Origin of the sequence: Serratia sp. CY83965 (genome assembly GCF_052166375.1) — a bacterium.
In the GTDB taxonomy this organism is placed as follows: Bacteria; Pseudomonadota; Gammaproteobacteria; order Enterobacterales; family Enterobacteriaceae; genus Serratia; species Serratia marcescens.
Window position 1 is genome coordinate 39,262 of record NZ_JBJNOV010000012.1, and the last position, 20,806, is coordinate 60,067.

The window sequence follows — 20,806 nt, forward strand, 5'->3', positions numbered from 1 at the left end:
TTGTCATGTCAACGTTGTTCTTCCAACCGCAGCGTCCAGTGGACGTAGCTCTGCCAGTGGCTTTCCTGCTCCAGCGCCTCGGCGCGCAGCGGATGCTGCTCCAGCCAACCCGGCGGCAAGATCACCGTCAGTTCATCGTCCTGATTGGCGCGTAAACGCACCGCCGGCAGCGTGTCGTCGCGGCGGCGGCTGGCGAAGATGATCGCCAGGCGCAAAATGCGGCACAGACGCTGCGCGGTGCGCGGCGGCAGGGCGTTTTGCTGGTTCAACAGCGACAGGTCGAGGGTGTTGCTCTGGTTTTGCAGCAGGGTGGCCAGCAGTTTTTTCTGCGCGGGGGTAAAGCCGGGTAAGTCCAGGTGGCGGATCAGGTAGGCGGCGTGTTGCGGCGCCTGCTTGAAATCGACGCTGAGGCCGAGTTCGTGAATCAGGCTGGCGCTGTGCAACAGCTCGCGACATCGCGCATCCAACTGCCACTCGTTGGCGACCTGCTGCGAGAAGTTGGCGGCGAGCTGGCTGACGCGCTCGGCCTGCTCGGTATCGATCAGGTAACGGCGCTGCAGGTTGCGGATGGTGCGGATGCGAATATCCTGCTCCACCGGCAGATGCAGCATGCCGTAAACCAGGCCTTCACGCAGCGCCCCGCCGGCCAGCATCATGCTCTCGATGCCCAGCTCCTGGAAGATGGCCAACAGAATGGACAGGCCGCTCGGGAACACCAGCGCGCGCTCCAGCGTCAACCCTTCGATCTCCAGCTCTTCCAGCTTGCCGCACTGAATGGCGCGCTGTTTCAGCTGGCGCAGTTTGGGCAGGGTGATGCGCTCATCCATGCCCTGCGCCACCATGATTTCCTGCAGCGCTTGCACGGTGCCGGAAGCGCCGACGCAGATCTGCCAACCTTGCTGGCGCAATTGCGGTGCGATCGGCCGCACCATGTCGCGCGCGGCCTGTTCGGCGCGCTCGAAGTTTTCTTGCCCGAGGTTGCGATCGCTGAAGTAGCGTTCCAGCCAGGTGACGCAGCCCATCGACAGGCTATACAACTGCGTTGCCTGTGCGCCGGTGCCGGTGACCAGTTCGGTGCTGCCGCCGCCGATGTCGACGACCAGCCGGCGATCCGGCCCGCCGGTGGTGTGCGCGACGCCGTGATAGATCAGCCGTGCCTCTTCTTCGCCGCTGATCACCTGTACCGGGCAGCCGAGGATTTGCTCGGCGGCCTGCAGGAACTCATCGGCGTTGGACGCCAGGCGCAAGGTGGCGGTGGCGACGACGCGGATCTGCTCGCGCGGTATGTCCTGCAGGCGTTCGGAGAACAGCCGCAGGCACTGCCAGCCGCGTTGCATGGCTTCATGCGACAGGTGATTGTTCTGATCCAGCCCGGCCGCCAGGCGCACTTTGCGCTTGATCCGCGCCAGAGTCTGAATGCTGCCGGCCACCTCGCGCACTACCAACATGTGGAAGCTGTTGGAGCCGAGATCGATGGCAGCATAAAGCGTGCTGGAACTGAGCATGGCGATCAGCTCGAACGTTTACGGTTGTTGCGCGGCGCGCCGCCGCGACGAGGCGCGGAGTTGCGACGTGGGCCGTTGCCGCCGCGCGGGCGCGACAGGCGCTTCGGCGCCGGCAAATCGGTCAGCAGCGCATCGCTGTTGTACTTGCTCACCGGAATGCTGTGGTCGATATAGGTCTCGATCGCCGGCAGGTTGAGCGCATACTCTTCACACGCCAGGCTGATGGAGTGGCCGCTGGCGCCTGCGCGGCCGGTACGGCCGATGCGGTGCACGTAGTCTTCGCAGTCGTCAGGCAGATCGTAGTTGAAGACGTGCGTGACGGAAGGGATGTGCAGACCGCGCGCGGCGACGTCGGTGGCGACCAGAATATCGAGGTTGCCTTTGGTGAAGTCGTCGAGGATGCGCAGGCGTTTTTTCTGCGCCACGTCGCCGGTCAGCAGGCCCACGCGGTGACCGTCGGCGGCCAGATGGCCCCAGATGTCTTCGCAGCGGTGCTTGGTGTTGGCGAAGATGATGGCGCGATCCGGCCACTCTTCTTCAATCAGCGTCTGCAGCAGGCGCATTTTTTCTTCGTTGGACGGGTAGAACAGCTCTTCTTTAATGCGGTGGCCGGTTTTCTGTTCCGGTTCCACTTCAACATATTCGGCGTTGTTCATCTGCTCGAAGGCCAGTTCGCGTACGCGATAGGACAGGGTAGCGGAGAACAGCATGTTCAGGCGTTGATCGGCCGCTGGCATGCGGCGGAACAGCCAACGGATGTCTTTGATAAAGCCAAGATCGTACATGCGATCGGCTTCATCCAGCACGACGACCTGCATCGCGCCGAGATCGACATAGTTCTGTTTGGTGTAATCGATTAAACGGCCGGTGGTGCCAATCAGAATGTCCACGCCGCTTTCCAGCACTTTCAACTGCTTGTCGTAGCCGTCGCCGCCGTAGGCCAGGCCCAGTTTCAGGCCGGTGCTCTGGGAGAGGGCTTCCGCATCGGAGTGGATTTGCACCGCCAGTTCACGCGTAGGCGCCATGATCAAGGCGCGCGGCTGATTGGTCTGGCGATCCTGTTTCGCCGGGTGGGTCAGCAAATAGTGAAAAGTAGACGCCAAAAACGCCAGCGTCTTTCCGGTACCGGTTTGCGCCTGACCTGCAACGTCACGCCCGGAGAGCGTGAGCGGCAATGCTAACGCCTGGATGGGCGTGCAATTGTGAAACCCTTTTTTCTCAAGGGCTTCAAGGACTAACGGGTGCAGGGCGAAGTCGGAAAACTTCTGTTCGGTCAAGTGTGTTTTGCTCATAGTGTGGTAGAATATCAGCTAACTATTGCTTTACGAAAGCACATCCGTTGAAATAAACGCGGTGCAATAAAATCACCTTGAGTTGGTTAATGCTACACCAACAAGGTAGACATAATCCTGTGGAGTAGAACATGAGCGATAAAATTATTCACCTGACTGACAGCAGCTTCGAAGCTGACGTGCTGAAAGCGGAAGGGCCGATCCTGGTCGATTTCTGGGCTGAATGGTGTGGGCCGTGCAAGATGATTGCTCCGATTCTGGATGAGATTGCCGAAGAGTTCGAAGGCAAACTGACCATCACCAAGCTGAATATCGATCAGAACCCGGCTACCGCGCCTAAGTACGGTATCCGTGGCATCCCTACGCTGTTGCTGTTCAAGAACGGTGAAGTGGCCGCGACCAAGGTTGGCGCGTTGTCCAAAGGTCAGCTCAAAGATTTCCTGAACGCGAATCTGTAATCGGGCGGGAAGCCCAGTATCAGGCGCCTGGCGGTGATGTTCAATTCACCGCTAGACGCCTGCCAAGAAGCGTGTTAAGTTTAACCACACTGCATATAGAACTTGCCCGAAGTTTTAAATCTAAAGAGTTTGAATCTAAAGCTATACTCTGTGTCGAACCACCGGCGTTGAAAGTAAACTGAACTCAACCCGTGTTTTGGCAATCAAACGGTTTTGCAAAAATCATTTTTAAGGTACCTTCGATCTTCAACCGTCAATGCGTGCGCCCGATGTAAGCCATTTCTTACCGCGACGGCTCTGCGCCCGGTGATCGAACGTCCAGTAAACAGGCACGCATCTCGCTGCCATACCATTCACGATACAAGTTCGAGACATACCCCGAGTTTAAGAACCCACCACTATGAATCTTACCGAATTAAAGAATACGCCGGTTTCTGAGCTGATTACTCTCGGCGAAAATATGGGGCTGGAAAACCTTGCCCGCATGCGCAAGCAGGACATTATCTTCTCCATTCTGAAGCAACATGCGAAAAGCGGAGAAGATATCTTCGGCGACGGCGTGCTCGAGATATTGCAAGATGGATTCGGTTTCCTCCGCTCTGGAGACAGTTCCTACCTCGCCGGTCCCGACGACATCTACGTATCCCCTAGCCAAATCCGCCGCTTCAACCTCCGCACAGGTGACACCATTTCCGGTAAGATTCGTCCGCCAAAAGAAGGCGAGCGCTATTTTGCCCTGTTGAAAGTCAACGAAGTCAACTACGACAAGCCGGAAAACGCCCGCAGCAAGATCCTGTTCGAGAACTTGACGCCGCTGCACGCCAATTCCCGTCTGCGGATGGAGCGCGGCAACGGCTCGACCGAAGACCTGACGGCGCGCGTACTGGATCTGGCGGCGCCGATTGGCCGCGGCCAACGTGGCCTGATCGTGGCACCGCCGAAAGCCGGTAAAACCATGCTGCTGCAGAACATCGCGCAGAGTATCGCCTACAACCACCCAGACTGCGTGCTGATGGTGCTGCTGATCGACGAACGTCCGGAAGAAGTGACCGAGATGCAGCGTCTGGTGAAGGGCGAAGTGATCGCCTCGACCTTCGACGAGCCGGCTTCGCGTCACGTGCAAGTGGCCGAAATGGTGATCGAGAAGGCCAAGCGCCTGGTTGAGCACAAGAAAGACGTGATCATTCTGCTCGACTCCATCACCCGTCTGGCGCGCGCCTACAACACCGTGGTACCGGCCTCTGGCAAGGTGCTGACCGGTGGTGTAGACGCCAACGCCCTGCACCGTCCGAAGCGTTTCTTCGGTGCGGCGCGTAACGTGGAAGAGGGCGGCAGCCTGACCATCATCGCGACTGCGCTGGTTGATACCGGTTCGAAGATGGACGAAGTGATCTACGAAGAATTTAAAGGCACCGGCAACATGGAATTGCACCTGGCGCGTAAAATCGCCGAGAAACGCGTATTCCCTGCGATCGATTACAACCGTTCCGGTACCCGTAAAGAAGAGCTGCTCACCACCTCCGAAGAGCTGCAAAAAATGTGGATCCTGCGCAAAATCATTCACCCGATGGGTGAGATTGACGCGATGGAGTTCCTCATTAATAAGTTGGCGATGACCAAAACCAACGATGAATTCTTCGATATGATGAAACGCTCATAATTCGTTAAAAAATTCGCTGAACGCCACGCCTAGTCGTGGCGTTTTTTGCTTTTGGCGGATACGATAAGTAGCGGTAATGGAAAAGTAAGTTGTTTCTACGACTTATTGAGAATTCTTCTTGTTTTCGATATCTGAGTATGCGGCATGTTACTGCCGGAATTGGCCGCGGTGCTGGGGCGAATGAGAATGAATTCCCGCATCATAAGAAATGACTGAAAGGCAACGGGATCTCATGGCATAGCCTGTCGCCCATGTTAAGCTGCCTATCTTCTTACGAGATCTGTTAATTGTGAACCTACTCACTATGAGTACTGAAATTCTATTTGTTTTCCTATTCTCCTTAGCTTTCCTCTTTGTTGCCCGTAAGGTAGCGAAACGCATTGGGTTGGTTGATAAGCCGAACTATCGTAAACGTCACCAAGGATTAATTCCGTTGGTTGGCGGTATTGCGGTCTATGCCGGTCTATGTTTCGCTTTCTTTATATCGGAACAAAAGATTGCACACAGTGAACTTTACCTCACCTGCGCGGGCATTTTAGTGTTCATCGGTGCCTTGGATGACCGTTTTGATATCAGCGTTAAGATCAGAGCGTTAGTTCAGGCATTGGTAGGCATTGCCATGATGGTGTTCGCCGGTTTGTATCTGCGCAGCTTTGGCCATGTACTGGGGAACTGGGAAGTCTTACTGGGTCCCTTTGGCTATTTGGTGACGCTGTTTGCGGTATGGGCGGCTATCAATGCTTTCAATATGGTTGACGGCATTGATGGCTTGTTGGGTGGGTTGTCGTGTGTCTCCTTCGGTGCGCTGGGCCTGCTGCTGTACCTGAGCGGCCATAACGAGCTGGCGTTCTGGTGCTTTGCGATGATCGCTGCCATCGTTCCCTATATTTTGCTCAACCTCGGTATCCTCGGCCGCCGCTATAAAGTGTTTATGGGTGATGCCGGCAGCACCCTGATCGGCTTTACCGCCATTTGGTTGCTGCTGCAAAGTTCGCAGGGAGCCACTCGCTCGATCAATCCGGTGACGGCGCTGTGGATCATCGCGATTCCGCTGATGGACATGATAGCGATCATGTATCGTCGCTTGCGCAAAGGAATGAGTCCCTTCTCTCCCGATCGTCAACATATTCACCATCTGATCATGCGCGCCGGTTTTACGCCAAGGCAGGCTTTTGTGCTCATCACTCTGGCTGCCGTGTTGTTAGCTGCAGTTGGCGTGATCGGCGAGCGCCTGACTTTTATCCCAGAGTGGGTTATGTTGGCATTATTCTTGCTTGCTTTCTTCCTGTACGGTTACTGCATCAAGCGCGCCTGGCGGGTTGCGCGGTACATTAAGCGTATCAAGCGTCGCTTGCGGCGTTCGAGCGATAACAAGCAAGTATCTTAACCAGAGGCTTTTTGGCTGTGATGAATCCAGAAACAACGTCTGACAAGCATACCCCGGCGGTGGATAACGAACTCGATATCCGCGGCCTGTGCTGCACCCTGTGGCGCGGCAAACCGTGGATTATCGGCATTGCGGTGCTGTTCGCGGCGGTCGCGTTGATCGTCTCTTATCTGGTTAAGCAAGAGTGGAGCGCGACCGCAATCACAGACAAACCCACGGTGAATGCGTTGGGCGGTTACTACTCCCAGCAGCAGTTCCTGCGTAATCTGGATGTGCGCACGCTGCCGACGACGGCCGGCGATCAGCCGAGCATCGCGGATGAAGCGTACAATGAGTTCATCATGCAACTGGCGGCTTACGATACGCGTCGCGATTTCTGGCTGCAGAGTGATTACTACAAGCAACGTCAGGAAGGGGATGCCCGCGCCGATGCGGCGCTGCTCGACGAGCTGATCAACAACATCCTGTTCACGCCGCGTGACGACAAAAAAGTCCCGAACGACGGCGTGAAGCTGACGGCGGAAACCGCGGCGGACGCCAACCGCCTGCTGCGTCAATACGTGACCTTCGCCAGCCACCGCGCTGCCCGGCACCTGAACGAAGAGATCCAGGGGGCGTGGGCCGCTCGTACCACCTCGATGAAGGCACAGGTCAAGCGCCAGGAAGCGGTCGCGGAGTCGGTTTACAAGCGCGAGCTGAACACCACGCAGCAGGCGCTGAAAATCGCCGAGAGCCAGGGGATCAGCCGCACGCAAACCGACACCCCGGCAGAACAGTTGCCGGATTCGGATCTGTTCTTGCTGGGCCGGCCAATGCTGCAGGCGCGTCTGGAAGGCCTGCAGGCCTCTGGCCCGACCTACGATCTGGATTACGATCAGAACCGCGCAATGTTGGCGACGCTGAACGTTGGCCCGACGTTGGATGAGAAGTTCCAGACCTACCGTTATTTGCGCACGCCGGAAGAGCCGGTAAAACGCGACAGCCCGCGCCGGGTATTCTGGCTGATTCTGTGGGGCGCGATGGGCGCTTTGGTTGGCGCGGGTGTTGCCTTGGCGCGTCGGCCGCGTAGTTAAAAATAATATAATAATCTGATGCAGGGCGCGTGAGCGCCCCATTCGCAGGCTGGGCCTGCGATTAACCGACCAAAAGAGATTCGCTGTGAAAGTGTTGACTGTTTTCGGCACCAGGCCTGAAGCCATTAAAATGGCACCGCTGGTACATGCACTGGCCCAGGATGAGGCTTTTGAAGCAAGAGTCTGCGTAACGGCACAGCATCGTGAGATGTTGGATCAGGTATTGCGGTTGTTCGGGATCACGCCGGATTACGACCTGAACATCATGAAACCCGGCCAGGGGCTAACGGAAATCACCTGTCGCATCCTGGAAGGGCTGAAAGGGGTGCTGGAAGACTTTAAACCGGACGTGGTGCTGGTGCACGGCGATACCACCACCACGCTGGCGACCAGTCTGGCAGCGTTCTATCAACGCATCCCCGTCGGGCATGTCGAGGCCGGGCTGCGCACCGGCAACCTGTATTCTCCCTGGCCGGAAGAGGCCAACCGCAAACTGACCGGCCATCTGGCGATGTTCCACTTCGCGCCGACCGAGAACTCGCGCCAAAACCTGCTGCGCGAGCTGCTGCCGGACAACCGTATTTTTGTGACCGGCAATACGGTGATCGACGCGCTGTTCTGGGTGCGCGATCGCGTGATGAGCGATGCTGCGCTGCGCGCTGGCCTGGCGCAGCGTTACCCGTTCCTCGATGCCGACAAAAAACTGATTCTGGTCACCGGCCATCGCCGGGAAAGCTTTGGCGGCGGTTTTGAGCGGATTTGCAGCGCGCTGGCGGAGATCGCCCGCAGCCACCCGGAAGTGCAGGTGGTGTACCCGGTGCATCTCAATCCGAATGTCAGCGAGCCGGTGAATCGCATTTTGAAAGGCATCGACAACGTCATGCTGATCGAGCCGCAGGATTATTTACCGTTTGTCTATCTGATGACCCACGCTTACATGATCCTGACCGACTCCGGCGGCATTCAGGAAGAGGCGCCCTCGTTAGGCAAGCCGGTGCTGGTGATGCGCGACACCACCGAGCGCCCTGAGGCGGTAGATGCGGGCACGGTGCGCCTGGTCGGCACCGATGTGGCCAAAATTGTTGAAGCGGTGACCCGGCTGTTGACGGACGAAAGCGAATATCACGCGATGAGCCGGGCGCACAACCCATACGGCGACGGGCATGCCTGTCAGCGTATCCTCGAAGCTTTAAAGAATCATCAGGTGACACTATGAGTTTTGACACTATTTCGGTTATCGGCCTGGGTTATATCGGCTTGCCAACGGCGGCGGCGTTTGCTTCTCGCAAGAAAAAAGTGGTGGGTGTAGATGTTAACCAACATGCGGTAGATACCATTAACCGCGGCGCGATCCATATCGTCGAGCCGGATCTGGACAAAGTGGTCAAGGCCGCCGTCGACGGCGGTTTCCTGCAGGCGGTGACCAAGCCGCTGGCGGCCGATGCATTCCTGATCGCGGTGCCTACGCCGTTCAAGGGCGATCACGAGCCGGATCTGGTCTATGTCGAAGCGGCGGCGAAATCGCTGGCGCCGGTGCTGAAAAAAGGCGATCTGGTGATCCTCGAATCCACCTCGCCGGTGGGCGCCACCGAACAGATGGCGGAATGGTTGGCGCAGGCGCGCAGCGATCTCAGCTTCCCGCAGCAAGCGGGCGAAGCGGCGGACGTGAATATCGCCTACTGCCCGGAGCGCGTGTTGCCGGGGCAGGTGATGGTAGAGCTGATTCAAAACGACCGCGTGATCGGCGGCATGACGCCGAAGTGCTCGGAACGTGCCAGCGCGCTGTACAAGATTTTCCTCGAGGGCGAATGCGTGATCACCAACTCGCGCACTGCCGAGATGTGCAAGCTGACGGAAAACAGCTTCCGCGACGTGAATATCGCCTTTGCCAACGAATTGTCGTTGATCTGCGCCGAACAGGGGATCAACGTCTGGGAACTGATCCGCCTGGCGAACCGCCATCCGCGGGTGAATATTTTGCAGCCGGGGCCGGGCGTAGGCGGTCACTGCATCGCCGTCGATCCGTGGTTTATCGTGGCGCAAAACCCGCAGCAGGCGCGCCTGATCCACACCGCACGCCTGGTGAACGACGGAAAACCGCTGTGGGTGGTCGACCGGGTGAAAGCGGCGGTGGCCGATTGCCTGGCCGCCACCGATAAGCGCGCGTCCGAGGTGAAAATTGCCTGCTTCGGCCTGGCCTTCAAGCCGAATATCGACGATTTGCGTGAAAGCCCGGCGGTAGAAGTGGCGCACCTGATCGCCGAATGGCACGTCGGCGAAACGCTGGCGGTGGAACCGAACGTCGAACAGTTGCCGAAGTCGCTGGCGGGCCATGTCACGTTGACGCCAATCGCTGAGGCGTTGCAGCAGGCCGATGTGATCGTGATGTTGGTCGATCACCAACAGTTCAAGGCCATCCGGCCGGAAGAGATCAAGCAAAGCTGGGTGGTGGATACCAAGGGAGTCTGGCGTTGAAGCGTATCTTGGTGACCGGTGGCGCCGGTTTCATTGGCTCCGCAGTTGTGCGGCACATCATCGAGGCCACCGGCGACAGCGTGGTGGTAGTGGATAAGCTGACCTATGCCGGTAACCTCGAGTCGCTGGCGGTGGTGGCCGAGAGCGAGCGCTATGCTTTCGAGCAGGTCGACATCTGCGATCGTGCTGAGCTGGATCGGGTATTTGCCCGGTATCAGCCGGACGTGGTGATGCACCTGGCGGCGGAAAGCCACGTCGATCGCTCTATCGATGGCCCGGCGGCCTTTATCGAGACCAACGTGGTTGGCACTTACACGATGCTGGAAGCGGCGCGCCATTACTGGCAGCCGTTGGCGGCGGAGAAGAAGCAGTCTTTCCGTTTCCATCATATCTCCACCGACGAAGTGTACGGCGACCTGCACGGCACCGACGATCTGTTCACCGAAACCACGCCATATGCGCCGAGCAGTCCGTATTCCGCCTCCAAGGCGTCGAGCGATCATCTGGTGCGTGCCTGGTTGCGCACCTACGGTTTGCCGACCCTCGTGACCAACTGTTCGAACAACTACGGCCCTTATCACTTCCCGGAAAAGTTGATTCCGTTGGTGATCCTGAATGCGGTAGCCGGCAAACCGCTGCCGGTATACGGCAACGGCGCGCAGGTGCGCGACTGGCTGTATGTCGAGGATCACGCGCGCGCGCTCTATCAGGTCGTGACTGAAGGCGTGGTAGGCGAAACCTACAATATCGGTGGCCATAACGAGCGCAAGAATATCGAAGTGGTGCAGACCATTTGCGATCTGCTGGAAGAACTGGCGCCGAACAAGCCGCAGGGCGTGGCGAACTACCGCGATCTGATCACTTACGTGAAGGATCGCCCGGGCCACGATATGCGTTACGCCATCGACGCCGGCAAAATCGATCGCGAGTTGGGTTGGCGGCCACAGGAAACGTTCGAAAGCGGCCTTCGCAAAACCGTGGTTTGGTACCTGAACAACGAAACCTGGTGGCGCCGGGTGCAAGACGGTTCTTATGCCGGCGAGCGTTTGGGGTTGTCAGATTAATCTAACGCCGCGCCGCTTTGCGGCGGCGCGGCGGGTTTTGGAGTACGTATGAAAGGTATTATTCTGGCTGGCGGTTCCGGTACGCGTCTGCATCCGATTACTCGTGGTGTGTCCAAGCAACTGCTGCCGATCTACGACAAACCGATGATCTATTACCCGTTGTCGGTGCTGATGCTGGCGGGAATCAAAGACATTCTGATTATCTCCACGCCGGAAGATCTGCCTTCATTCAAGAGGCTTTTGGGCAGCGGCGAAGCATTCGGCATTAATCTCAGCTATGCCGAACAGCCAAGTCCCGATGGCCTGGCTCAGGCCTTTTTGATCGGCGAAGAATTTTTGGCCGGTGAGCCGAGCTGCCTGGTATTGGGTGACAATATTTACTTTGGTCAGGGGTTCAGTCCCAAACTGAAAAGCGTTGCAGCGCGCACCACCGGTGCGACCGTGTTTGGCTATCAGGTGATGGATCCCGAGCGCTTTGGCGTGGTGGAGTTTGACGACCACTTCCGTGCGCTGTCGATCGAAGAAAAACCGGTTAAACCGAAGTCTAACTGGGCGGTGACCGGCCTGTACTTCTACGATAGCCAGGTGGTGGAGTTTGCCAAACAGGTGAAGCCTTCTGAGCGCGGCGAGCTGGAAATCACCAGCATTAACCAGATGTATCTGGAACGCGGAGAGCTGGCCGTCGAGCTGTTGGGGCGCGGTTTTGCCTGGCTGGACACCGGCACTCACGACAGCCTGCTGGAAGCCAGCAGCTTCGTGCAGACGGTCGAGAAACGCCAAGGCTTTAAAATCGCCTGTCTCGAGGAGATCGCCTGGCGCAATGGCTGGCTGGATGATGAGGGCGTGAAACGCGCGGCTCAGACGCTGGCCAAAACCGGTTACGGCAAATACTTACTGGATTTATTGCATGCGCGTCCACGCCAGTATTGAACCGCTGAATTGGGAGAGCGACTTCTTCCACTTGAAAAGCGCCAAGTTACATTTCGATAGCTCGGCAGCGCCCGTGGCCGAGGCTGATTTGGATGCTTATACGTTGGTGCAGGCCAAAATCCCCGCTTGCCGCCTGGAGTGGGCCGATGCGCTGTCGGCGCTGGGATTCCGGCTGGTCGAAGGGGAAGTGGACCTGGCAGTGAACGTTGCGTCTGAAAGCACGACGGCCGATGTCGCTTCGGCGGCTGCGGTGCGTCTGGCCGTTCCCGAGGATATCCCGTCATTGCGGGCTGCCACCGGTGAGGTGTTCGCCGCCAGCCGGTTTCGTGCACCGTGGTACGATCGCGCCGATAGTGGGCGATTCTATGCGGCCTGGATCGAAAAAGCGGTGCTGGGCACCTTTGATCATCAATGTTTGCTGGTACTGAACAACCAGGGGCAACCCGAAGGCTTTGTCAGCCTGCGTGACATTGGCGGCCAGGAAACGCGCATCGGCCTGTTGGCGGCTTTCCCCGGTGCATTCGGCCGGGGCGTGGGCGCCAGGCTGATGACGGCGGCGATCGCCGAATGTCGACGGCAAGGGATGCAGCGCCTGCGGGTCGCGACCCAGGTAGGCAATATCGCCGCATTACGACTCTATCAACGACAGGGTGCCGTGATTGAAAGCACCGCGTATTGGTTATACAGAGGTAGACATGATTCCATTTAACGCTCCACCGGTTGTTGGCACTGAACTGGAATATATGCAGGCTGCCATGGGCAGCGGCAAGTTGTGCGGCGACGGCGGTTTCACCCGTCGCTGCCAGCAGTGTATGGAACAGCGTTTCGGCAGCGCGAAAGTGTTGTTGACGCCTTCCTGCACCGCGTCGTTGGAAATGGCCGCCATCCTGCTGGATATCCAGCCGGGTGACGAAGTGATCATGCCGAGCTTTACCTTCGTTTCAACCGCCAACGCCTTTGTGCTGCGCGGCGCCAAAGTGGTGTTCGTCGACCTGCGTCCGGACACCATGAATATCGACGAAACCAAAATCGAAGCGGCGATCACCGATAAAACCCGCGCGATCGTACCGGTGCACTACGCCGGCGTCGCCTGCGAGATGGATACCATCATGGCGCTGGCGAAGAAATATAACCTGTTCGTAGTGGAAGACGCCGCGCAGGGCGTGATGTCGACCTACAAAGGCAAGGCATTGGGCACCATCGGCCATATCGGCTGCTTCAGCTTCCATGAAACCAAAAACTACACCGCCGGCGGCGAAGGCGGCGCGACGCTGGTGAACGATCCGGCTCTGATCGATCGGGCGGAAGTCATCCGCGAGAAGGGCACCAACCGCAGTCAGTTCTTCCGTGGCCAGGTGGACAAATATACCTGGCGCGATATCGGTTCCAGCTATCTGATGTCTGACCTGCAGGCCGCCTACCTGTGGGGCCAGCTGGAAGTGGCGGAACGCATCAACCAGCGCCGTTTGGCTCTGTGGCAGAAGTACTACGACAGCTTCCTGCCGTTGGCGCAGTCAGGGCGCATCGAGTTGCCGATCGTGCCGGCGGACTGTGAGCACAATGCGCACATGTTCTATATCAAGCTGCGTGATATCGAAGAGCGCACGGCCTTTATCGACTACCTGAAGGAAGCCGAAATCATGGCGGTGTTCCACTATATCCCGCTGCACGCATGCCCGGCCGGCGAACAGTTCGGCCGCTTTGCCGGCGAAGATCGTTACACCACGCAGGAAAGCGCGCGTCTGGTGCGCTTGCCGCTGTTCTACAATATGTCTGATGTCAATCAGCGTACGGTAATCAATACCATCCTGAGCTTCTTTGCCTGATATGTCGTTGGCAAAAGCATCGATATGGACTGCCGGCTCCACGCTGATCAAAATCGGCGTGGGGCTGTTGGTGGTGAAACTGCTGGCGGTAGCGTTTGGCCCCAGCGGGGTGGGGCAGGCGGGTAACTTCCGCCAGTTGATTACCGTGCTGGGCGTGCTGTCCGGCGCGGGCATTTTTAACGGCATCACCAAATACGTGGCGGAGTACCACCAGGATCCGCAGCGTCTGCGTCTGGCGGTGGGTACCGCGTCGAGCATCGTGCTGGTTTTTTCGACCTTGCTGGCGCTGGTGTTTTTGTTCGCCGCCGAACCGATCAGCATTGGGCTGTTCGGGCATGCCGATTACGTCGGCGTGGTGCGCGCCGTCGCTTTCATTCAGATGGGCATCGCCTACGCCAACCTGTTCATGGCGGTGCTGAAAGGCTATCGCGACGCGATGGGCAATGCGCTGGCGGTGATCGGCGGCAGCCTGATTGGCGTGGTGGCTTATTACCTGTGCTTCAAGCTGGGGGGCTATGAAGGCGCGCTGGCGGGGCTGGCGCTGGTGCCGGCGTTGGTGGTGTTGCCTGCCGGGCTGATGCTGTGGCGGCGCAAAACGTTGCCGCTGCGCTATCTGGCGCCGCGTTGGGACAAACTCGTGGCCGGCAACCTCGGCAAATTCACCCTCATGGCGTTGATCACCTCGGTGACGCTGCCGGTGGCTTACGTGATGATGCGTAACCTGCTGGCCGCGCATTACGGTTGGGATGAGGTGGGGATTTGGCAGGGCGTCAGCAGCATTTCCGATGCCTATCTGCAGTTCATCACCGCCTCGTTTACCGTCTATCTGCTGCCGACGCTGTCGCGGCTGACGGACAAGGGCGCCATCTCGCGGGAGATCGTGCGCTCGTTGAAATTCGTGCTGCCGGCGGTAGCGGCGGCGAGCTTTACGGTGTGGCTGCTGCGTGATTTCGCCATCTGGCTGTTGTTCTCGGACAAATTCGTCGCCATGCGCGATCTGTTTGCCTGGCAGCTGGTGGGCGATGTGCTGAAAGTCGGGGCCTATGTGTTCGGCTATTTGGTGATCGCCAAAGCGTCGCTGCGCTTTTATATCCTGACGGAAGTCAGCCAGTTTCTGCTGCTGACACTGTTCTCGCACTGGCTGATCCCGCTGCATGGCGCGCTGGGGGCGGCTCAGGCCTATATGGCAACCTACATCGTGTATTTCGCGCTCTGTAGCTGCGTGTTTCTTATTTATCGTAGACGAGTATGACCACACTGATTCACGTTCTGGGATCCGATATCCCGCATCATAACCAGACGGTGCTGCGCTTCTTCAATGACGTGCTGGCGCCGCGTCTGCCGGCTGAGCAGACGCGGCATTTTATGGTGGCGGCCAAGGATGTGGCGGCACTGGGAGATTTCCCCGCCCTGAACATTGAGCCCTACGCGGATAAGAAAAGCCTGGCGGCGGCGGTCATCGCGCGCGCCCAAGCCGATCGCGATACGCGTTTCTTCCTGCACGGCCAGTTCAACCCGGGGCTGTGGCTGGCGCTGCTGAGCGGCAAGATCAAAGCGCGTCAGGTCAGTTGGCATATTTGGGGCGCCGATCTGTATGAAGACGCCGCCAGCTGGAAATTCCGGCTGTTCTATCTGCTGCGCCGCATTGCGCAGGGGCGGGTAGGGAATGTGTTTGCTACCCGCGGCGACGTGATTCACTACCAGCAGCGCCATGCGCGGGTGCCGGCCTCGCTGCTGTACTTCCCGACCCGCATGGATCCGGCGCTGACCGACGTTCACGTCGAGAAAAACCTGGCCGGGCCGATGACGATTCTGGTGGGCAACTCCGGCGATCGCAGCAATCGGCATATCGAAGCGCTGCAGGCGATTCATCAGCAGTTCGGCGCCGACGTGCGCGTGATCCTGCCGATGGGTTATCCGGCCAACAACGATGCTTACATCGAGCAGGTGCGCGCCGCCGGATTGCCGCTGTTCGGCGAGAAAAACCTGCAGCTGCTCACGCAGCAGGTGGCGTTTGAGGACTACCTCAATATTCTGCGCGCCTGCGATCTCGGCTATTTCATTTTCAATCGCCAGCAGGGGATTGGCACCCTGTGCCTGTTGATTCAGTTCGGCGTGCCTTTCGTGCTCAGCCGGCAGAACCCGTTCTGGCAGGATTTGGCGGAACAGCACCTGCCGGTGCTGTTCTACGGCGACTCGCTCGACGAGGCGGTGGTGCGCGAAGCGCAGCGTCAGCTGGCGGCGGTGGATAAACAGGCGATCGCCTTCTTCAATCCGAACTATGTTGACGGCTGGCAGCAAGCCCTGGCGTTGGCAGCGGGAGAGCATTCATGACGTTGGCGCAATTCGGCGGCCTGTTTGTTGTCTATCTGGTCAGCCTGACGTTTATCCTGACGCTGACCTACCAGGAGTTTCGGCGCGTGCGCTTTAACTTCAACGTCTTCTTCTCGCTGCTGTATTTGCTGACGTTCTATTTCGGCTTCCCGTTAACCTGCCTGCTGGTGTTTCAGTTTGACGTCGAGGTGGTGCCGGTGGAGTTTCTGCTGTACGCCCTGCTGTCGGCGACGGCGTTTTACGCCATCTATTACGTCACTTACAAGACCCGGCTGCGCAAGCGCCGCACTCAGCCGCGCGCGGCGCTGTTTACCATGAACCGGGTAGAGACTCATATGACCTGGGTGCTGCTGGCGCTGGTGGCGATCGGTACCGTGGGCATCTTCTTCATGCAGAACGGCTTCCTGCTGTTCAAGCTCAATTCCTACAGCCAGATCTTCTCCAGCGACGTGTCCGGCGTGGCGCTCAAGCGGTTCTTCTACTTCTTCATTCCGGCGATGCTGGTGGTCTATTTCCTGCGGCAGGATCTGCGCGCCTGGTTCTTGTTCCTGGTGGCGACGGTGGCGTTCGGCATTCTGACCTACGTGATCGTCGGCGGCACCCGTGCCAACATTATCATCGCTTTCGCGCTGTTCCTGTTTATCGGTATCGTGCGCGGCTGGATCACGCTCTGGATGCTGGCGGCGGCGGGCATATTCGGCGTGGTCGGCATGTTCTGGCTGGCGTTGAAGCGCTATAGCCTGGACGTCAGCGGCGCGGAAGCGTTTTATACCTTCCTCTATCTGACCCGCGATACCTTCTCTCCGTGGGAAAACCTGGCGCTGTTGCTGCAAAATTACGACAAGATCGATTTCCAGGGCCTGGCGCCGATCTTGCGTGATTTCTACGTCTTTATCCCAACCTGGCTATGGCCGGGCCGGCCGGACGTGGTGCTGAACTCCGCCAACTATTTCACCTGGGAAGTGCTGAACAACCACTCCGGGCTGGCGATTTCGCCGACGCTGATCGGTTCGCTGGTGGTGATGGGCGGCGCGCTGTTTATCCCGATCGGCGCGATTCTGGTGGGCATGATCATCAAGTGGTTCGACTGGCTGTATGAGCTGGGCAAAACCGAGCCGAACCGCTATAAGGCGGCTATCCTGCAAGGATTCTGCTTCGGCGCGGTGTTCAACATGATCGTGTTGGCGCGCGAAGGGGTGGACTCATTCGTGTCGCGCGTGGTGTTCTTCTGCATTATTTTCGGCGCCTGTCTGGTGCTGGCGAAGTTGCTGTATTGGCTGTTCGATACCGCCGGGCTGATCAAGGCCAGAGTGACGCGTGCCCGCGCGCTGGCGTCTCCGCCTCGGGCCAACGGTCTTTTGTAAGGGTAATGAGAACGATGGAAACAAAGATTTCGGTGCCGCAGTATGAGCTGCGCGGTTTCAGCCTGTGGGGCTTTCGCGATATGGCGCATTGCATGGACTTTCTGTTCGACGGCGGTCGGGTCAAACAGGGCACGCTGGTGGCGATGAACGCGGAAAAGATCCTGAAGGCGGAAGAGGACCAGGCGCTGCATGCGTTGCTGGATGAAGCGGAGTACAAGTACGCCGACGGCATCAGCATGGTGCGCTCAATCCGCCGCAAATACCCGGCGGCGGATGTGTCGCGCGTCGCGGGCGCCGATCTGTGGGAAGCCTTGATGCAGCGCGCAGGCCGCGAAGGCACGCCGGTCTTCCTGGTCGGCGGCAAGCCGGAAGTCTTGGCGGAAACCGAGCAAAAGCTGCGCAGCCAGTGGAATGTCAACCTAGTGGGCAGCCAGGACGGCTATTTCAAACCGGATCAACGAGAGGCGCTGTTCGAGCGTATTCGCGCCAGCGGCGCCGCTATCGTGACGGTGGCGATGGGATCGCCGAAGCAGGAGCTCCTGATGCGCGACTGCCGCAAGGTGTATCCGCAGGCGCTGTATATGGGTGTGGGCGGCACCTACGACGTCTTTACCGGGCATGTGAAGCGTGCGCCCAAGGTGTGGCAGAACCTCGGTCTAGAATGGCTCTACCGCCTGCTCAGCCAACCCAGCCGCATCGGCCGACAGTTGAAGCTGTTGAAGTTTGTCGGCTACTACTACAGCGGCAAGATGTAACTCCTCATCCGGGGTGGAAAGTGCTGTTCCGCTCCGGACTGCTGTACCAATAATCTGCTTTTGCGCGTTTCTCCCGCATATCTATAACCCTCGGCCCTAAACGCCGCCGCATTTATTCCATAAAGTTTTAAATTGCGGTTTGCTTATAGCGGCGAAATGCGAAACGATACCGCCCGGAAATTATCCCTGGCCGCTGAAGCCTGATGCGACAGCGCTGAACGATGTTCTTCTCACGGTAACTTCGCTCCGACTACCCGTTGATGCCAACTCGAACGGCAGGGGATGATTTATTCTTTTAATAATGACAATAACGACCGGCAGCGGCCGGCAGGCAAACACAACCCGAGAAAAACTATTGAGGATTTATGGCACACAAAGAGAAACCGCAAGGGCTACACCGAGGCCTTGAGGCCCGGCACATCGAGCTAATCGCTCTCGGGGGCACCATCGGTGTCGGCCTGTTTATGGGATCGGCCAGTACGCTGAAATGGGCGGGGCCGTCGGTACTGCTGGCTTACATCATCGCCGGGCTGTTCGTATTCTTCATTATGCGTTCGATGGGGGAGATGCTATTCCTTGAGCCGGTCGCCGGGTCGTTCGCCGTTTACGCGCACAAGTACATGAATCCCTATTTCGGCTACCTGACCGCCTGGGGCTACTGGTTTATGTGGATCGCCGTCGGCATTTCGGAGATCACCGCCATCGGGGTGTATGTGCAGTTCTGGTTCCCGGAAATACCGCAGTGGGTTCCCGCGCTGATCGCCGTGGCGATGGTGGCGCTGGCCAACCTGGCGGCGGTGCGTCTGTACGGTGAGCTGGAGTTCTGGTTCGCCATGATCAAGGTCACCACCATCATCGTGATGATTTTGGTGGGGCTGGGGGTGATCTTCTTCGGTTTCGGCAACGGCGGTGAACCTATCGGTTTCGCCAATCTGACGGCGCACGGCGGCTTCTTTGCCGGCGGCTGGAAGGGCTTCTTGTTTGCGCTGTGCATCGTGGTGGCGTCCTATCAGGGGGTTGAGCTGGTGGGCATCACCGCCGGGGAAGCCAAAAACCCGCAAGTGACGTTGAAACGCGCGATCAACAATATCCTGTGGCGCATCCTGATCTTCTATGTCGGCGCGATCTTCGTCATCGTGACCATCTTCCCGTGGAACGGCATCGGCACCACCGGCAGCCCGTTCGTGCTGACCTTCGCCAAGATCGGCATCGTCGCCGCCGCCGGCATCATCAACTTCGTGGTGCTGACCGCCGCGCTTTCCGGCTGCAACAGCGGTATGTACAGCGGCGGCCGCATGCTGTACGCCCTGGCCAAGAATCGCCAACTGCCGGCGGCGCTGACCAAGCTTTCCGCCAGCGGCGTGCCGGTCAACTGTATCGCCGTCACCATTGGCTGCCTGTTGGTGGGCTCCGCGCTGAACTACATTATCCCTAATCCGGAGCAGGTGTTCGTCTATGTCTACAGCGCCAGCGTGTTGCCGGGCATGGTGCCGTGGTTCGTGGTGCTGATCAGCCAGCTCTATTTCCGCCGCGCGCACAAGGAAGCGATCAAAAACCACAGTTTTAAGTCGATCATGTTCCCGTATGTGAACTATCTGACCATCGCTTTTCTGGTTTGCGTGCTGGTCGGCATGGGAATCAACCCAGATACGCGAATTTCCCTGCTGGTCGGGGCGATTTTCTTAGCGGGCGTCAGCCTGTGCTACTTCGCTTTCGGCATGCATAAGAAACATCATCCGGCTGAAAATCGGGTAGAAACACGGCAATAAACGGTGAAAAGGGGCTACGGAGTGCGCTTTCCTGCGCAGGAGTGAGCAAAGCGTAATCAAACGCAACATTTCTGCGAAAAAGCACTAGACAGGATTGGCGTAAATCCGTAGTATCCCCTCCCGCAACGGCGCTACGCGCCCGTAGCTCAGCTGGATAGAGCGCTGCCCTCCGGAGGCAGAGGTCTCAGGTTCGAATCCTGTCGGGCGCGCCATTAAGTTTGTGCGCAGGAGCTGCGGTGGTAATATTACCGCGTGAGTAAGAAGAAGTAGTAATGGTGGCTATAGCTCAGTTGGTAGAGCCCTGGATTGTGATTCCAGTTGTCGTGGGTTCGAGTCCCATTAGCCACCCCACTTCCTGATGAAGTGAAGATTTAGCAGTATTTTGTGACAGTGCGAAGGTGGCGGAATTGGTAGACGCGCTAGCTTCAGGTGTTAGTGTTCTTACGGACGTGAGGGTTCAAGTCCCTCTCTTCGCACCACGCAAAATGTCTGATAAATATAAGATTTATATGGACAGCGGTCTGATAAATCGGGTAGTATGAGCAACACAAATCGGCGAGTAGCGCAGCTTGGTAGCGCAACTGGTTTGGGACCAGTGGGTCGGAGGTTCGAATCCTCTCTCGCCGACCACATTCGAAAAACCTGCTTTTAAAGCAGGTTTTTTTTCGTCTGTCGTTTATGAGGATGAGTACCTCCGCAGGAGGAGCCTCGCGAAGCGAGACGAGAAGGCAGGCCCGCGCAGCAATGTGCGGGCTTTTTGCATCCATGAGGGCTGGCATCTTGTGCCTGCCTGTGAGCGTGTTGGTTTTCAGCGACATGACCATCCAGCGCTGTCGTCAGGTTGAGACAAATAATTTATTGATTTTAAAAGATAAAACCGGATTTGGCTTAAGCCGTCGTTTTGAAGCGACATT

At 58.0% G+C, this 20,806-nt stretch carries 17 protein-coding genes and 4 tRNA genes; 19 read left to right on the top strand and 2 right to left on the bottom strand.

Annotation, left to right across the window (positions count from 1 at the left end):
- Positions 1 to 8: 8 nt before the first annotated feature.
- Positions 9 to 1,505 carry an exopolyphosphatase gene (ppx, locus tag ACJ8PL_RS20675; RefSeq protein ID WP_016929512.1) on the bottom strand — a complete coding sequence of 499 codons (1,497 nt, stop codon included), beginning with the start codon at positions 1,503 to 1,505 and terminating at the stop codon, positions 9 to 11.
- 5 nt (positions 1,506 to 1,510) lie between these two features.
- On the bottom strand, positions 1,511 to 2,797 hold the full coding sequence (gene rhlB / locus ACJ8PL_RS20680; RefSeq protein WP_015376249.1) for an ATP-dependent RNA helicase RhlB: 1,287 nt from the start codon (positions 2,795 to 2,797) through the stop codon (positions 1,511 to 1,513).
- A gap of 131 nt (positions 2,798 to 2,928) precedes the next feature.
- On the opposite strand from rhlB, the gene trxA reads away from it, so the two are divergent.
- The 19 genes from trxA (at position 2,929) to ACJ8PL_RS20775 (ending at position 20,522) form a co-directional block, all read left to right on the top strand.
- Complete coding sequence (trxA, locus tag ACJ8PL_RS20685; protein ID WP_004934187.1) at positions 2,929 to 3,255, top strand: thioredoxin TrxA; 327 nt, start codon at positions 2,929 to 2,931, stop codon at positions 3,253 to 3,255.
- A gap of 400 nt (positions 3,256 to 3,655) precedes the next feature.
- On the top strand, positions 3,656 to 4,915 hold the full coding sequence (gene rho, locus ACJ8PL_RS20690) for a transcription termination factor Rho (RefSeq protein ID WP_004934188.1): 1,260 nt from the start codon (positions 3,656 to 3,658) through the stop codon (positions 4,913 to 4,915).
- 289 nt (positions 4,916 to 5,204) lie between these two features.
- Positions 5,205 to 6,302 (top strand): UDP-N-acetylglucosamine--undecaprenyl-phosphate N-acetylglucosaminephosphotransferase, encoded by a 1,098-nt coding sequence (wecA, locus tag ACJ8PL_RS20695; RefSeq protein WP_028127624.1) that lies wholly within the window; start codon positions 5,205 to 5,207, stop codon positions 6,300 to 6,302.
- A gap of 20 nt (positions 6,303 to 6,322) precedes the next feature.
- Positions 6,323 to 7,375, top strand: coding sequence for an ECA polysaccharide chain length modulation protein (gene wzzE, locus ACJ8PL_RS20700; protein WP_442531363.1), 1,053 nt, complete (start codon positions 6,323 to 6,325; stop codon positions 7,373 to 7,375).
- An 85-nt stretch (positions 7,376 to 7,460) separates the two neighbouring features.
- Positions 7,461 to 8,591, top strand: a complete 1,131-nt coding sequence (gene wecB, locus ACJ8PL_RS20705; RefSeq protein WP_049300316.1) for a non-hydrolyzing UDP-N-acetylglucosamine 2-epimerase — start codon at positions 7,461 to 7,463, stop codon at positions 8,589 to 8,591.
- Complete coding sequence (gene wecC / locus ACJ8PL_RS20710) at positions 8,588 to 9,850, top strand: UDP-N-acetyl-D-mannosamine dehydrogenase (RefSeq protein ID WP_442531357.1); 1,263 nt, start codon at positions 8,588 to 8,590, stop codon at positions 9,848 to 9,850. The genes wecB and wecC overlap by 4 nt, the downstream gene beginning before the upstream one ends.
- On the top strand, positions 9,847 to 10,914 hold the full coding sequence (gene rffG, locus ACJ8PL_RS20715; RefSeq protein ID WP_033639020.1) for a dTDP-glucose 4,6-dehydratase: 1,068 nt from the start codon (positions 9,847 to 9,849) through the stop codon (positions 10,912 to 10,914). Before wecC ends, rffG begins: the two co-directional genes overlap by 4 nt.
- Before the next feature lie 48 nt (positions 10,915 to 10,962).
- Positions 10,963 to 11,844, top strand: a complete 882-nt coding sequence (gene rfbA, locus ACJ8PL_RS20720) for a glucose-1-phosphate thymidylyltransferase RfbA (protein ID WP_016929505.1) — start codon at positions 10,963 to 10,965, stop codon at positions 11,842 to 11,844.
- Positions 11,822 to 12,553, top strand: a complete 732-nt coding sequence (rffC, locus tag ACJ8PL_RS20725; protein ID WP_442531358.1) for a dTDP-4-amino-4,6-dideoxy-D-galactose acyltransferase — start codon at positions 11,822 to 11,824, stop codon at positions 12,551 to 12,553. The genes rfbA and rffC overlap by 23 nt, the downstream gene beginning before the upstream one ends.
- Complete coding sequence (gene rffA / locus ACJ8PL_RS20730) at positions 12,540 to 13,670, top strand: dTDP-4-amino-4,6-dideoxygalactose transaminase (protein WP_442531359.1); 1,131 nt, start codon at positions 12,540 to 12,542, stop codon at positions 13,668 to 13,670. The genes rffC and rffA overlap by 14 nt, the downstream gene beginning before the upstream one ends.
- A gap of 1 nt (position 13,671) precedes the next feature.
- The gene (gene wzxE / locus ACJ8PL_RS20735; protein ID WP_016929502.1) at positions 13,672 to 14,922 is read left to right on the top strand and encodes a lipid III flippase WzxE; all 1,251 of its coding nucleotides are present in this window, start codon (positions 13,672 to 13,674) and stop codon (positions 14,920 to 14,922) included.
- Entirely contained in the window at positions 14,919 to 16,004 is a 1,086-nt protein-coding gene (locus tag ACJ8PL_RS20740; protein ID WP_016929501.1) for a TDP-N-acetylfucosamine:lipid II N-acetylfucosaminyltransferase, read from the top strand. Before wzxE ends, ACJ8PL_RS20740 begins: the two co-directional genes overlap by 4 nt.
- Positions 16,001 to 17,368, top strand: a complete 1,368-nt coding sequence (gene wzyE, locus ACJ8PL_RS20745) for an ECA oligosaccharide polymerase (RefSeq protein WP_016929500.1) — start codon at positions 16,001 to 16,003, stop codon at positions 17,366 to 17,368. Before ACJ8PL_RS20740 ends, wzyE begins: the two co-directional genes overlap by 4 nt.
- Before the next feature lie 14 nt (positions 17,369 to 17,382).
- The gene (wecG, locus tag ACJ8PL_RS20750) at positions 17,383 to 18,123 is read left to right on the top strand and encodes a lipopolysaccharide N-acetylmannosaminouronosyltransferase (protein WP_048796346.1); all 741 of its coding nucleotides are present in this window, start codon (positions 17,383 to 17,385) and stop codon (positions 18,121 to 18,123) included.
- Positions 18,124 to 18,488: 365 nt separating this feature from the next.
- On the top strand, positions 18,489 to 19,892 hold the full coding sequence (gene thrP / locus ACJ8PL_RS20755; protein ID WP_004934226.1) for a bifunctional threonine/serine APC transporter ThrP: 1,404 nt from the start codon (positions 18,489 to 18,491) through the stop codon (positions 19,890 to 19,892).
- Positions 19,893 to 20,027: 135 nt separating this feature from the next.
- A tRNA-Arg gene (locus tag ACJ8PL_RS20760) sits at positions 20,028 to 20,104 on the top strand.
- 63 nt (positions 20,105 to 20,167) lie between these two features.
- Positions 20,168 to 20,243: transfer RNA gene (locus ACJ8PL_RS20765), tRNA-His, on the top strand.
- A 41-nt stretch (positions 20,244 to 20,284) separates the two neighbouring features.
- Positions 20,285 to 20,371: transfer RNA gene (locus ACJ8PL_RS20770), tRNA-Leu, on the top strand.
- Between the two features lie 74 nt (positions 20,372 to 20,445).
- Positions 20,446 to 20,522: transfer RNA gene (locus tag ACJ8PL_RS20775), tRNA-Pro, on the top strand.
- The last annotated feature ends 284 nt before the right edge of the window (positions 20,523 to 20,806 follow it).